We start from the raw sequence: 14,318 nt of genomic DNA, 5'->3' as shown, positions 1-14,318 counted from the left end.
AACGGGTAGTGAAATAACGGGAGTGAAATAGTGGGAAGTGAAATAGTGGGAAGTGAAATAGCGGGAAGTGAAATAGCGGGGTGTGAAATAGTGGGGAGTGAAATAGCGGGGTGTGAAATAACGAAGAGTGAAATAGCAGGAAGTGAAATAGCGGGAAGAAAAATTGCGGAAAGTGATATAAGGGGAAGTAACATAATGGGAAGAGAAACAACCGAAAAGAAAACAGTTAAAAAGAAGGCCGCCAAGAGAATTGATATCAACCGAATATTCAGACAGGGTATTACAGTACCCGTCCTGTCGGTCCTGTTATCAATCATGGCAGCAATGCCGGTTTATGCCGGTCAGTGGATGCAGGATGGCAATGGGTGGCGGTGGAAGAATGACATTGGAAGCTATCCTGAGAACTGCTGGCAGTGGCTGGACGGCAATCAGGACGGAATGGCGGAACATTATTATTTTGGCCCGGACGGATACATGATTTCAGATACCACGGCGCCGGATGGACAGCCGGTAAATGAAGAAGGAGCCTGGATAATGGATGGGGTGATCCAGAGGGAGGAGATGGCCGGAGCAGATAACAGAACATGGCAGATAAATATGTCGGAAACAGAGTACATACAGTTTACGGATATGGCAAACCGGATAAATGGTAAAAACAGAACATGGAACGGAGAAGAACCGGAACATCAGAGAACTAACCCAACCTCAACAGAAGATATTTCAACAGATGAATCAGCATACCGTATTATTGAATTAGTCAATGCCGAGAGACAGAAAAGAGGGGAAAACGTATTATCTGTTAATCAGGAATTAATGGAAAATGCTGCTGCCAGGGCAGAGGAGGCATGTATATATTTCAGTCACACGCGTCCCGATAAAAGTAAGTTTGATACGGCAATAACCGTGAAACGTTATTCCTCCGCAGAAAACCTGGCAAAGCTGTATTCCAGGGACAGTATGGAAATGATTGCAGAGGCGGCGGTCGAAAAATGGATGGATTCGGAGAGCCATAAGAAGCAATTGCTGGATGACAGATGGACGGAGACAGGGGCAGGTGTCTGTGAGAGCGGCGGATATATCTATATTTCACAGATATTCGTCAAAGGCATGTAGTATAAGGTTTTTTACCGGAGGAGAAAAAATGAGGATAATGAGGACACTGAAACGCATGATGGCATTGTTCCTTGCAACAGTATTGGTATGTACAGCAATACGGACCACCAGCGGAGCCGGGGATTTGATTAATTTAAACCCATACCGCCAGGTGTTCCGGGGGAAGAATCTGAATGCATTCGGAAGGACACACCGGGATATGAACATTTACCAGGTGGGTGAAGGGGCTGGGGCGCTGCCTGCATTATGTATACAGGAAGGCCACAAACTGCCGGACGGAAGTCCGGCCAAATACGAACAATATTATGTGGAGCCGGGGAAGCCGGTTCCTGTCATCGGGCCATTTGAGCGTTATCTGTCCATGGTGCTTGCCTATGAATGGCTGGTATCGGACAACTATTATGTTCCGGCGCGCTACGGGGTAGTCCAGGTTTATTACTGGGGATGCATGAATGGATATGAACATAACTGGGCATTGCAGAAGCAGGCCATGGAAAAATTCCAGGCAGTAATGAATGGGGATCCCATGGTTATGGTCTATTATGAGGAAATGAAGGCTCACATACTGGAGGGGGAAGCCCAGTTTAATGGGACGGGCAGTTCTTCCCTTCCTGCGTGGACTGGTTCTGTCCAAAAAATGACTTTGAAAGACGGGCATTATGAGCTTACACTGGATATCAGCAGCTGTCCGCAGCTTCAGGACACTTCCTGGTCCTTTCCGGATAATCAGTGGTCATATAAACTTGCGCCGGATGGCAGAAGTGTGACATTTCAGTACAATGGAAACCAGGAGCCCCAGGGAACAATTTTGTCCGCGCAGATCCAGGGCATAGAAAACCGTTTTTATGCTTATATCTTTACCCCTGCTGCATCTGAAAACCTTCAGAAGCAGTTGGGATGGCTGGATTTTAACCGGCCCATGGCATCTGTCTCCTTTTCGGTTGGAACAGATGCGGTTCTGCCGGGCAGCAGTGATTTGGAATTATACCGCCATTCTGAAACTTTTCAGAGCAATTACAACATTGATTTGGAGAAATATTGTGCTGAGACGAATCAACCGTTAGAGGGAACGGTGTTCAACGTGTGGGAGGATTTTGATTTTTCTCAGGTAAATGAACAGGGATATGAGGAAGGTGAACCAGATGGGACCAGCGGGCAGGTCTACTTAAACTGCATGTCGCCGGAACCGGAAAACGATTATGTCTGTGATATATTGACCACGGAACCGGATGGATATGCAAGGCATAGCGATACCAGATATTATAATTACAGCAAAACATACTGTATGGGTCATCCTGCACCGGAATGGACTGAGTGCGACCATGAGGAGGATGAGGATTGCAGCTGTGACGAAGAAAATAACCGGCTTCGCGGACAGTGGAGGGCAGAACAGGAATTGTGTGCAGCCACTTGTGATTTCCATGCCCTGAACAATGATGAGGACAACCGAGAACAGGACACTTCGGCTATGGAAGCCATGCTGGCGGATCGGGATGAGACGTATGAACGGTTCATAGAATTGGAATACAGTTACCATTTGCAGGAAAAGACAGCCAGGACAGGATATATTCTCCATGGACTGCACAACGATGACAAGGAGATAGAAACGATTGTACTGTCAGCCGCCCAGGCGGGAGGAAGCGCGCGGCCAGCTGTATACAGGCCAGGCTCTTTTGTGGGAAAGGCAGTGGAGCCTGTGTACACTTACGTGGCGGCAATGAGGGAAAGAAGAGCTTACAAATATCCGGTTCCGGATGCCCTGGAGATGGAGCTTGGGGAACAGCGCAGCATATTCAGTTTATGGGGAGATGAAAAGGAAAAAAAGAAACCGGAGATTCCTGCGGACGGAGCAGCTGCCGGCGGCATTTTCGGGGACCAGGAAAATACTTCCGGCAGTGCGGGAGAACAGGAGTCTGGAGATGGAACACAGGGAGAGGAAGAAGATACATCCGGAGACGGAGGACAAGATGAGGACGGCAATGGAAATCCGGAAGGTGAGGAGGAGAAAGATGGAGAGCTGACGGAAAAAAATCCGGAGGATGGCAACAAAGAGGATGAGGAAAGCGGAGGAACAGAGACCGGGAACTCCGCAAGTGGAGGCGCAGGGCCAGAAACAGGAAACTCCGAAGGGGGAGAAACAGAGACAGAGAACTCTGGGAGTGGAGACGCAGAGCCGGAGACCGGGAACTCCGGAAGTGGAGGAACGGGGCCAGAGAGCACCGGGAGTGGAGACGCAGGGTCAGAGGCCGGTGACTCCGGAAGTGAAGGAGCGGGGCCAGAGAGCACCGGGAGTGAAGGCGCAGGGTCAGAGACCGGGAACTCCGGAAGTGAAGGAGCGGGGCCAGAGAACACCGGGAATGGAGGCGCAGGGCCAGAGGCCAGGAACACCGGAAGTGAAGGAACAGGGCCAGAGAACACCGGGAGCGGAGGCCCAAAAAGCGACGGTTCTATAAGTGAAAAAACAGGAGACAGCCGTCAGAAAAATGAAACTTCATATAGGGAGGATCAAGACAGTGGGAGCCAAAAGAAGGAAGAACAGAAAAGTGGAAACCTTCAGGTCCAATCATATTCCATGTCCGCATCCCCTATTCTATTAAAATCAAGCCATGGAAAAACCATTCTATTTTCCGGCATTTCATCAGAAGAACACACAGTTAATTCCAAACATCAATCCCAAAACAAACCAGAAGATACGGCAAATGAAAATATAAAGTATGAAACAGATGAAGATACAAAAAAAGAAATGAATGAAGAAATAAATAAAGACACAAATGGTAAAGCAGACGCAGACACAGAAATCAATATAGAAATCAGCTCAGAAAACAGTATAGACAACGCCGCAGACAACACCGCAGACAACGTCACAGACAACACCACAGACAACACCACAGACAAGGAAAAGCATGAGATACAAGACAGCACCACAGAAACTGCGGATATCCGGGATGAGGCTGAAGGGAATTCTCATATAGAAAATCAGGACGGCACCAGTCAACGTGATGGGGATGAGGAGGATGGCGGTCAAAGCCAAATTTATGAAGAATACGAATATGCCAGAAATCCGATTTCACCGTCCTTTGGCATGGCTGCGTATTTCCAGGCAGACACTGGGAACGGAGATGAAGAACCTGAAGAGGAAGGAAACCGTGCAGTGCGGTTTATCAGATCCCTGTTTTCCGGAGAAGAGGATGACGACGACACCATATCAGTATCCCTGCCGTCATTTATGGACGATGATCTGGGAGCCTTGGATGTATCGGCTTATGGGGAACCGGATACGATTCTTTACACCTTTAAGGTGTGGGACCATCGGACAGAGGGCAGGCTGCATATCAATAAAAGAGATTTGGAGCTGTACCGCGCGGACGGGGATAAAAGTTATGGACTGACCCAGGGGGATGCCACGCTGGAGGGTGCTGTCTATGGACTGTTTGCGGCCCAGGATATCATTCACCCGGATGGAAAATCCGGTACTATTTATAATCAGAATGATTTGACAGCCGTAGCAGCCACGGATAAACAGGGAAATGCCTCTTTCCTGGCGTACACGGAGAAACCAGGCACCCGGCTGAGTGATGATGGAACTATAATCGCACCGGAGAATGCCACCGGACCTGAGAATCTATATAATGGTTCCTCTGTCACCTCCTCGGCCCAAGGATTTGGTACAGTTGTTTATCCTGATTATGTGCTTTCCAATGAAGACCAGTGGATTGGGCGGCCCCTTATTATGGGCAGTTATTATGTGATGGAGCTTAGCAGGTCAGAGGGGTATGAGTTATCTGTCAACGGCATTTCCTTAAAGGAGAGCAACCGCACCCAGGATATAGTAAACAGGATCCATGAGGCCGGGCAGGCCCGCATATCAGGAGGTTTGTCCGATTATAATTCCATGGATGCAGACGGTTCCTGGAATGATTTTATAGTGGAGAGCTATAAAACTGAAAATGGATATGATATCATCCTGACCGGATATCCACAGGGAGCGGAATTTTATGAAATAAGGACCGGGACAGAGACAAAGACGTACAAGGCGGTTTTGGGCAGTTCTCTTCAGCCAAAAGTAGATCAGCAGGGCAGTCCTGTCTATCAGACGGCAAAAGGAGGGGAGTATAAGATAGGGGCTGACGGTAATCCCATTATCCGGCTGGATACTGCTACAGACAGTGACACGGGGGAGCGGACTCCCTATGGGGAGACTCTGCCCTACCGCTTCCGGACAGCCCCATATCCCAGCGGTACGGCTGTACCGGCTGATATGAGTAAATGGGGGCAGGCCATTGAACCCAATTATCTGTCAGAACAGGTTAACGGCATGTTGGGACAGCTTGGATACAGACCGGTTACAGACATTTCGCCATGGACTCAAATCCGGCTTTCGGGTCAGACCAATGCTCAGGCCGCAGAGGAAATCATGGATTGGTACACAGTCCATAACTTCTTTGACTGCGGGTATGTGGAGGATATATATGAGATGGAGGGCAGCTTTTTTGCCTTGCTTCGTCACGATTATTCATTGGGCCATGCCGGCTTCCCTGCGGTTTATGATTTTGTGAACCGTAAGCTGTATGTCCGAAAGACAGCAGAGGTGACAGGGGGACCTGCCGGGAAGGTTGGTTACTGGATTGAGTATCAAAAGGGTGAATACAGCCTGAAAAGCGCCGTTGCATCAATAAAAGAAAAAAGGGAAATAAACCAGGTCATTCCTTTTGGAAGTGATATAGAAGCTGCGGCCGAAACCGTGTATCAGCCGCTGTATGAGACTTACAGCGAAGGGGATATTGTCCTTGACAGAGAGGGAAATCCCATTCCTCTCATGGAGCGGGTCTATGAGTATGAGGACAGGACAGAGACATACGAAACGGATAAGCCTGAGCCGGTTTCTGCTGTCTATGATTGGGCCACGGGATACTATGCGGTTCATGTGGAGAATACCATAGACTGGAAGGACAGGACGGAGCCGGAATATACGGAATTCCGGGTAGTGACAAGAGAGAAGACCATTGATTGGGAAGGGGAGGAATTGCCTTACAGCCAGTATCTGACAGACATAGCAGGAGCCGGGGTAAGCGCCTTGGCTGCGGTTCCTCCGTTGGATGAAGGAAGCTATGTTGTATTCCAGGCATTGAATTATCCAGGGCAGAATCAGCCGGTACAGGAAGCGGGCACTGGTTCCAGTCCGCTGCAGGTATTGCAGAGAGTTATAAAGCAGTCCGTAAAGGTCACAAAAGATATTTCCCAGTCATCCTATGACGGAGTAAATACGTACGGATCTGTTCACAATGACCCGCTGACCGTGCTGCTGGGATTGTTTAACGGAGGCAGCAGTTCCCAGGGCGCAAAGCTGCTGAATCAGTTTAAATTCAAGGCATATCTGAAAAGTAACCTGGAAAATATCTTTGTGGACAGTGCCGGCAATATCATTTCAGAAGATATAGGGACAGCGGATTTCAAAGGAGATGTCCAGAAAATTTTTCTTCCTCCCAGGGATGGAAGCGGACAGCGGCTGTTGGAAACAAAAGAGGACGGAAGCTATGACTACACGAAATTCTTTGATGCCATGTACGCGGCAGTGCAGGTGGAAAAAGGGAAAAAGCCCCAGGAGGCAATACAGCAGTTTGCTGTGGATTACTATGATATAGATGCCTATAAAGCGGAAATTCTTACGGCGGAACCTGGGCTTAACAGCGATACAGCCTACGAAAAGGCCCTTCTTCGGGCTGCGGATGAGGCCGGAAGCTATCTGTCTGTTTTTTCCGGACTGGATAACAGGCTGGCTATTGCCTGGGACAGCGATGTAGGCGGAGGGGCGGATGGTGATGTGACCACGCTGCAATGCAATACCAGGAATGGGAAGGATGATTATTTCAATCATTCCATCATGCTTGCCTACGGCACATACGTTATTGTGGAACAGGTTCCTGCGGATGTGGACCGGGAGCTGGCTAACCGGCATTTTACCAGGGACTATCCCAGGGAAATAACCCTTCCCTATGTGCCGGATATCGGCCAGGATGAAGGCACAGGGGAAACAGATGTCAACTATCAGACAGGCAGTCCTTATTTCCGGTATGACAGCACAGACACACCGGATGACCTGATTCGTAAATATAAGATACGGTTTAATGAGGAGACCCACATCATACAGGCCAATGGACAGGATGGGAAATTTGAGATATATAAATATGGTCTGGACAAGGATATGCGGCCGGGCCGCAGCCTGACGTCCCAGGCTCCCTATGAAGAAGAGTACATGGATGGCAGAAATGATACTGTAAAGGGATATTATGCCGGATATACCTCCCAGAGCGAGGATGCCGGAATAATGAACGGGGTAATCTACGACGGCTACGAAACAGAGGACGGACAGCGGGAGGTCAGGGACCAGGTGGCAACGATGAAAGGGATGCAGACCGCTGTTGACGGCAAATTTGCCTCTATGCTGGTTCCGTGGACCGTGCTTCCCCCTGCGGTGGACAGAATTAACCCGGACACAGGAAATGTGGAGACGCTGATTCCCTCCGGAAATGGCCGGGATTTTAATTTCGTGGCGTTTGCCCAGGAGGATTTTGAGGATGAGTATTTTAATTCCAGACTCCGTATTGAGAAACTGGATTCCGAGACAGGTGATTCCATTATTCATGAGGGTGCATTGTTTAAAATATATGCGGCCAAGAGAGAGGTGGAAAAAGAGGGAATGGGCACCGTGACAGGGTCCGGAAATGTGCTGTACGGCGAGGCGGTGGACTGGCAGGGAAATCCTGTGGCGGATGCAGACGGAAGAAGGATCCTGTATCCGAGAGTAGGTAAGAACAATGGGAGCACGGACGACCTGCCTGTGCGCCTGGATAAGGATGGGATTCCCCAGTATGATGAAAGCCAGCTGATTAGGCAGGAAGACCAGGAGGGAAATGAGACAGGAGTTTTCAGGGCATATTCCACCATCAGGGAACTGGTCGTTGACGGTCAGGTGAAAAAGGTACCCGTGGGATACATAGAGACATATAAACCATTGGGGGCAGGCGTCTATGTGCTGGTAGAGCTTCAGGCCCCGAAGGGATATGAGAAGAGCCGTCCGGTGGCCTTTGAAGTATATGCGGACAACGTATCATTTTACAGGGAAAGAAGAAACGCAGACGGAACCACGGATGGGTGGGAAGAGGAAACAGCTGTGAGATACCAGTACGCCATTCCGGTGGCCGGCAGCACCAATAAAGTCCGTACCAGGACGGTCAGCCGGATAAAGGTGGAGGACTATCCTTCCAGGATGGAAATTCACAAGGTGGAGGACGGAGATTCACTGGTGGGAAACCAGAATATTCTTCAGAAGACCGATGACCAGGGCAGGGTGGAATCAAGCGGAGGTTTTGAGACGGATGTCACGGTAAATGATGCCGGAGATCTGCTGGTTTATAAGGTAAGCGGCCGTAAAGAGAAGCTGGAGGAACGGGGGGACGTAAGGGATATTGCTTACAATCCGAAGACAATGCAGTGGGATGGATACGTGACCAAGTCATTTGACGAATACTCAGAACATATAGTGGAGGGTGCGGAGAAGGAGCTTAAGGCAATGTCCGGTGTAAAACCATTGTACCGGCTGGACGGTACCTTTACAGGCAGGGGAATCCGGTTTGACATTTCCGTATCCGGCGCAGTCTTGTCCCTGTACCATGCCATGGAAATTGAAAAAACAGGGGAACATGTCTATAAGGGGGTAAGCGCTTCTGTCAAGGACGGCAAGGTAACGAGGATCACGGACACAAATACCGGTACCCATAAGGAAATACGCGTGGTTGGAGAGGAAAACAGTCCGGGCGGTGCCGTGAAAACACATACAGCATCGTGGGATGTATGGGATGCTGTTATTGTGGATAATGACCCTGTAAATCTGTATTTCCATGATTTGACTCAGGTGGATACCAGGGAGGACCCGGATACGGGCGAACTGCTGGTACTGGATAAAAAAGGAAATCCGCTGTGCTTTGCGGACTCCGTTACCGGCATGGCATATGTCTATGATGATTATGGCCGTATGCTGGCATACACGGCGGATGATGAGGGAAATAAGATACTGGTCAAATCCATACAGGTATTAAAAGATGAAAATGGACAAACCATCTATGACAACAAAACAACTGTGGATGATGAGAATGGCCTGCCCATCTATTATACAAGCGGAAATGTAGTGACAAAGGATGAGTCCTGGACAACAGACAGCAGTATGGATTCTAATGGAACTCAGGAAACTTCCGGCGCCAGACATTTGATTGCCCGCCTGCCCTTTGGATCCTATATACTGGAAGAGCAGGGAGTTCCCTATGACCAGGGATATATCCAGGCCATGTATATGGGGCTTGTACTTCAGGATACAGACCAGGTGCAGAAATATTTCCTGCAGAATGAATTTACCAAGACCGCATTTGCGAAGCTGGATGTGCGGACGCAGAAGGAAATAAGGGGAGCAGTCATGACCCTGTACCGGGCCGGTCTGGACAGTGACGGCAGCCCTCACAGGGAACAGGATGGCACATACAAAAAAGGCCAGGTCTATGCTTCATGGATTAGCGGATATCAGTACGATGATGACGGAAATATAAAATTGGATGAACATGGGGAGCCGGCAACGACAACTAAGCCTCACTGGATCGACCACATTCCTGTTGGGTATTACGTGCTGGAGGAAACCATTTCTCCCTATGAACAGGGTTATGTTCAGTCTGAGGCCGTAAATATTGACGTTTTGGAAACAGGGGATGTACAGAGCTTTGAGATGGAGGATGATTTTACATCCATAGATATTCTGAAATATGACACAAGAAATGGTGATGTAATCTACGGGGACAGCGAAGCATACCTGACTTTATACCGGCCCATACTGGATGAAAAAGGATTTCCGGTGCTGGAACATGGAATTCCCAGGTACGATGAGACAGGAAGGATATTTACCTTCCGGGCCGCTACCTATAAGGACGGGCAGGATGTGGCAGCAACTGGCCGCGTGGTCCCGGACGCAGGCGGAAATCATCCAATTATGAAGTATGATTATGACTTCCGGGAGATTCCCGGCACATACCAGGGACGGTATTATTATACAGAGCAAGGCACCGTGCGTCTGGAATATCTGCCTGTAGGAAATTATGTGCTGGCAGAGACAGAAAATCCCGAGGGCTATGCCACAGCGGACCCTATACTTATTAATATAGAAGAAACAGGACACTTAGAAGAGATACAATATTTTCAGATGGGGGATAAGCCTCTTAAGCTGGAGGTTTCCAAGGTGGATATTACCGGCGGCAAGGAGGTAAACGGTGCAAAACTTGCTGTGTATACGGTGGATGAAAAGGGAAATGTATCGGAAATACCTCTTGTGCTCCACCAGCCCTCAGAAGACGGACAATATCAGGATATAGAGGCGGTATGGATTTCGGGGCTGGATGGAAGATATACGGAGGAGGATGGGGAACAGGGGCTTATCCCTGCCGGTTTCCAGCCGGGAGATTTAAAACCCCATACACTGGAGTATATCCCGGAAGGTGATTATATACTCAGGGAGATAATAACCCCGTACGGATTCCTGCAATCTGTAGATATTCCCTTTACCATTGCGGACAGCCAGGTCCTGCAAAAAACAGAAATGACAGATGAAATTCCGGATGGAATTCTCCGTATCATAAAAAGCGATTCAGATAAGCCGGATGAAAAATTAAAGGGAGCTGAGTTTTGCCTTGTGAACCAGACAACCGGCGCCATATGCGGTACCGTGACCACGGACCAGCTGGGACAGGCGCAGTTTGAACCGCAACCCATTGGATACATGGACCGGGATGGAAATTTTAAACCTTATACCTATGTGTGCAGTGAGACAAAGGCAGCTCCAGGACACATGCTGACACTTGAACCATATGAGTTCCAGTTTCATTACAGGAATGAACTGACAGACCTCATTGTCTGGGAATATAACCCCACCAATGATTCCAACCGGGTAATCACGGATAAGCTGTCCGGGGATACGGAGGAAATGCTGGAAGGCGCGCTGCTGCGAATCGAACGCAGGACAGAATCCGGATGGGAGACAGCGGAGGAATGGGTTAGCGGCAGGCAGGGGCATTATACAAAGAACCTGAGTGAAGGACAATACCGTCTGATTGAGGTGAAGGCGCCGGAGGGATATAAACTGCAGGAAACGCCCATTGAGTTTACTATCAGTGATGGTATGACCGGGATTCCCCATCTGGTCATGCGCAATTATACAACCATTATAGATGTAGAAAAGACGTCGGCAGAAACAGGAAAACTCCTGGGAGGCGCCAGATTGCAGCTCATTGATAAGTCTGATGGAAGGGTGATTCGGGAGTGGACATCCGAGGCGGGAAGGGGGCAGCAGTTTTACGGTCTGAAACCAGGCACATATATCATCCACGAACTTCAGGCCCCATCCGGCTATGAGAGAACAGAGGACAGGGAAATCGTGGTAAAAGAATGGTCAGGGACAGAAGGACCGGAGATGGACCAGAAGGCCGGGAATGAATTGCATAACATGGTTCAGGTATTCAGGTTTGAGAACCAGACAGCATCCTCATCCGGCGGAGGCGGGGGAAACAGGCCGAGACCAAAGGCAGAATACATTACATTTAAGAAAACAGATGTTTCAGGAAAGGTACTCCAGGGGGCAGAATTTACATTTTATGACCAGACGGGCCGTGTAATCGGTACCTCTGTCAGCGACAGTACAGGAACATTCCGCATAAGAAGGCCTGACAATGGTACATACACCTTCCGGGAAACAAAGGCGCCGGACGGATATGCATTAAATCCCGGCATATTCAGTTTTACCGTCAATGGAAGTGATGTCATAAGGGGCGCATATGAGGTTGTGGACAAGGAACTGGAATTTACGGTTACAAAGCTGGATGGAGACAGCGGTCTGCCTCTTATGGGAGCCAGGTTCAGGATCGGGAAGGGAGAAAACCGTGTCTGGGACCAGGAGCCGGAGAATACGGGCAAGGGGATAAACGGATCTGTGGCTGGAACTATAACCGAAGCCGTAACCGGAGCAGATGGTACATTTACCTGCCGTTTGGCAACACCGGGCCTGTATGTGATTCGTGAGACAGAAGCCCCTTTGGGGTATAAGAGGTCTGATAAGGTATATGAGTTTACGATGGATGCAGAGGGGAGAATACAGGGCGAAACAGTGATGCAGGGAAGCGTAACCATATATAATTGGAAGGAAAAACCGCCGGTCAGGAAAATTGGAAGTATTACTGCTGTGTATCAAGTCGGCAGCCGGTTTGGAAAAGGGACATATCATTTTGGATCCGGTCCCAGGGATACAGTAAGGACCGGAGACGACCTGCCCGTGGCAGCGGCCGCCGCAATGGCAGTTTTATGTATGGCGGGCTTCAGTATGTGTCTGTGTATGAAACAGAAGAGGGAATGGAGTAAGGGCAGGAAATGGGTGATATTTATTCTGGTTTTGATACCCGTAACAGTTTATCTGGCTTTTGATGTTCTGGCGGAGGAAACAGATAGTATATCTGTCTCAGGGAAAATAGTATATTCCTCCATGGAAAACATAGAACCTGTCCCGCAAACCGCCTGGGTACTGGCCAGGGACGAGATATCGGGAAAGGAGCGGAATGTCCTTCTGCCCCTTGTGAGTTATCATTTTTCTGATAAGCATTGGGAGGACGGATTTCGGCTGGATTTAAAGGTGAGGGATTATGATGCAGGTTTTTATGAAGTTGGCGGTGTGAGGATTGAAACACAGAAGGAGGAGATTAGGGAGAGCCTGATGGACTATGAGGCAGAAATTTTAGGACAGGCAGGCCTGGATTCAGAAGCGTATAGAATTGACCAATTTCAGTGGAATGGCGGGGTATATGAAAGTGATGGAGTGCTATGCCGGAATTTGACAGCACTTGGACGCAAAATGGTCGCGGACTGCACTGCGGTTTATGGAGGGGAGGTAAGCCGGAACGCATTTTTGAATGACAGCAAAGGGGATGAAGAGAGCGGACAGATTGGAGATTCGGGGATTGATGAGAGGTATGTTATTAAAAATAATGTACAGCCATTTTTTTCCATGGGAGTAACTGTGCCTGCAGCCGGGATTTGTTTTGTGGCATTGATTGCAGCTATGGTTCTGGCTATGATAAAGAATACCAGACCTTATGGCATGGCGGCGGTTATGTTCATGTTTTTTGCGGGCGTTGTGTTCAGCATGCATTTTCTGGTGAAGATGGGAATGGATTATGCCGATGGGCGCCGAATATATGGTATGGTGCAGGACGAGGCATATGGAAGGGGGCAGGAAGGAGAAGCTGGTGAGGGGAGAGAGGCTGGTGAGGAGAGAGAGGCTGGTGAGGAGAGAGAGGCTGGTGAGGAGAGAGAGGCTGGTGAGGAAAGAGAAGCTGGAGAGGGGAGAGAAGCTGGTGAGGAGAGAGATGTTGATGAGGGGAGAGGTGCTGGCGGAGGGAGAAATTCTGACGCAGAGAAAAAAACGGATGAGGAAAGTCCTGATGGGAAATCTCCTTTAAATGAAGAAGCCCTTGCTTCCATCAATCCGGAATACCAGTTCTGGCTGGCTGTACCTGGAACTAACATTGATTACCCGGTGGTGAGGCATGAAGATAATGAGTATTATCTGAATCATAACTTTTATCAGGAACAGCATATAACAGGCTGTGTTTTTGCCGATTCCTCGGCTGTTCCCCTGGCTGTGGACAATACGGTGCTGTACGGACATAATATGAAGGACGGAAGCATGTTTGCAGGTTTGAAACAATATGGTGAGGAAGCTTTTTTCCGGGAAAACCCTGTTATACAGATATTTTACAGGGGAAAGTGGGTGGAATGTCCTGTTTTTTCATGTCAGATCCGCCATCAGAGCGATGCCGGAGCCTACGGCACTAACTTTATGGAAGAAGAGTGGCTGCCTTATCTTGAGAAGATGGGGGCAGCGTCCCTCTATGAAACAGGAATCACTCCGGGAGGGGATGAGAAGCTTATAACGCTTTCGACCTGCTATGGCAAAGACCAATATCTGATTGTGCAGGCGCTGCTGCGCGGTATGTGACATCCGTAATAAGTATTTTTAGAGGATGTTAGCCGGTGTTTTTTCGGGTTTTATGCAGGAGAGGGATCTGTTGTAACGGAATCTCTCAGTATGGCTGACTTTTCACTTACACCAAGAAGAACCAAAA

At 49.0% G+C, this 14,318-nt stretch carries 2 protein-coding genes; both read left to right on the top strand.

The annotated features are described in order from the left end of the window. Positions 1-30 precede the first annotated feature (30 nt). A complete protein-coding gene (locus tag LI015_RS23690; RefSeq protein WP_227126489.1) occupies positions 31-1,113 on the top strand; it encodes a CAP domain-containing protein in 1,083 nt (360 codons plus the stop codon). Positions 1,114-1,141: 28 nt separating this feature from the next. Next, positions 1,142-14,191 carry a SpaA isopeptide-forming pilin-related protein gene (locus tag LI015_RS23685; protein WP_227126488.1) on the top strand — a complete coding sequence of 4,350 codons (13,050 nt, stop codon included), beginning with the start codon at positions 1,142-1,144 and terminating at the stop codon, positions 14,189-14,191. Positions 14,192-14,318: the final 127 nt, after the last annotated feature.

It is taken from the genome of Enterocloster sp. 210928-DFI.2.20, assembly GCF_020554465.1.
Lineage (GTDB): Bacteria > Bacillota > Clostridia > Lachnospirales > Lachnospiraceae > Enterocloster > Enterocloster bolteae.
Note: the sequence above shows the minus strand (reverse complement) of the source record. Positions and strands in the feature narration are given on the sequence as shown.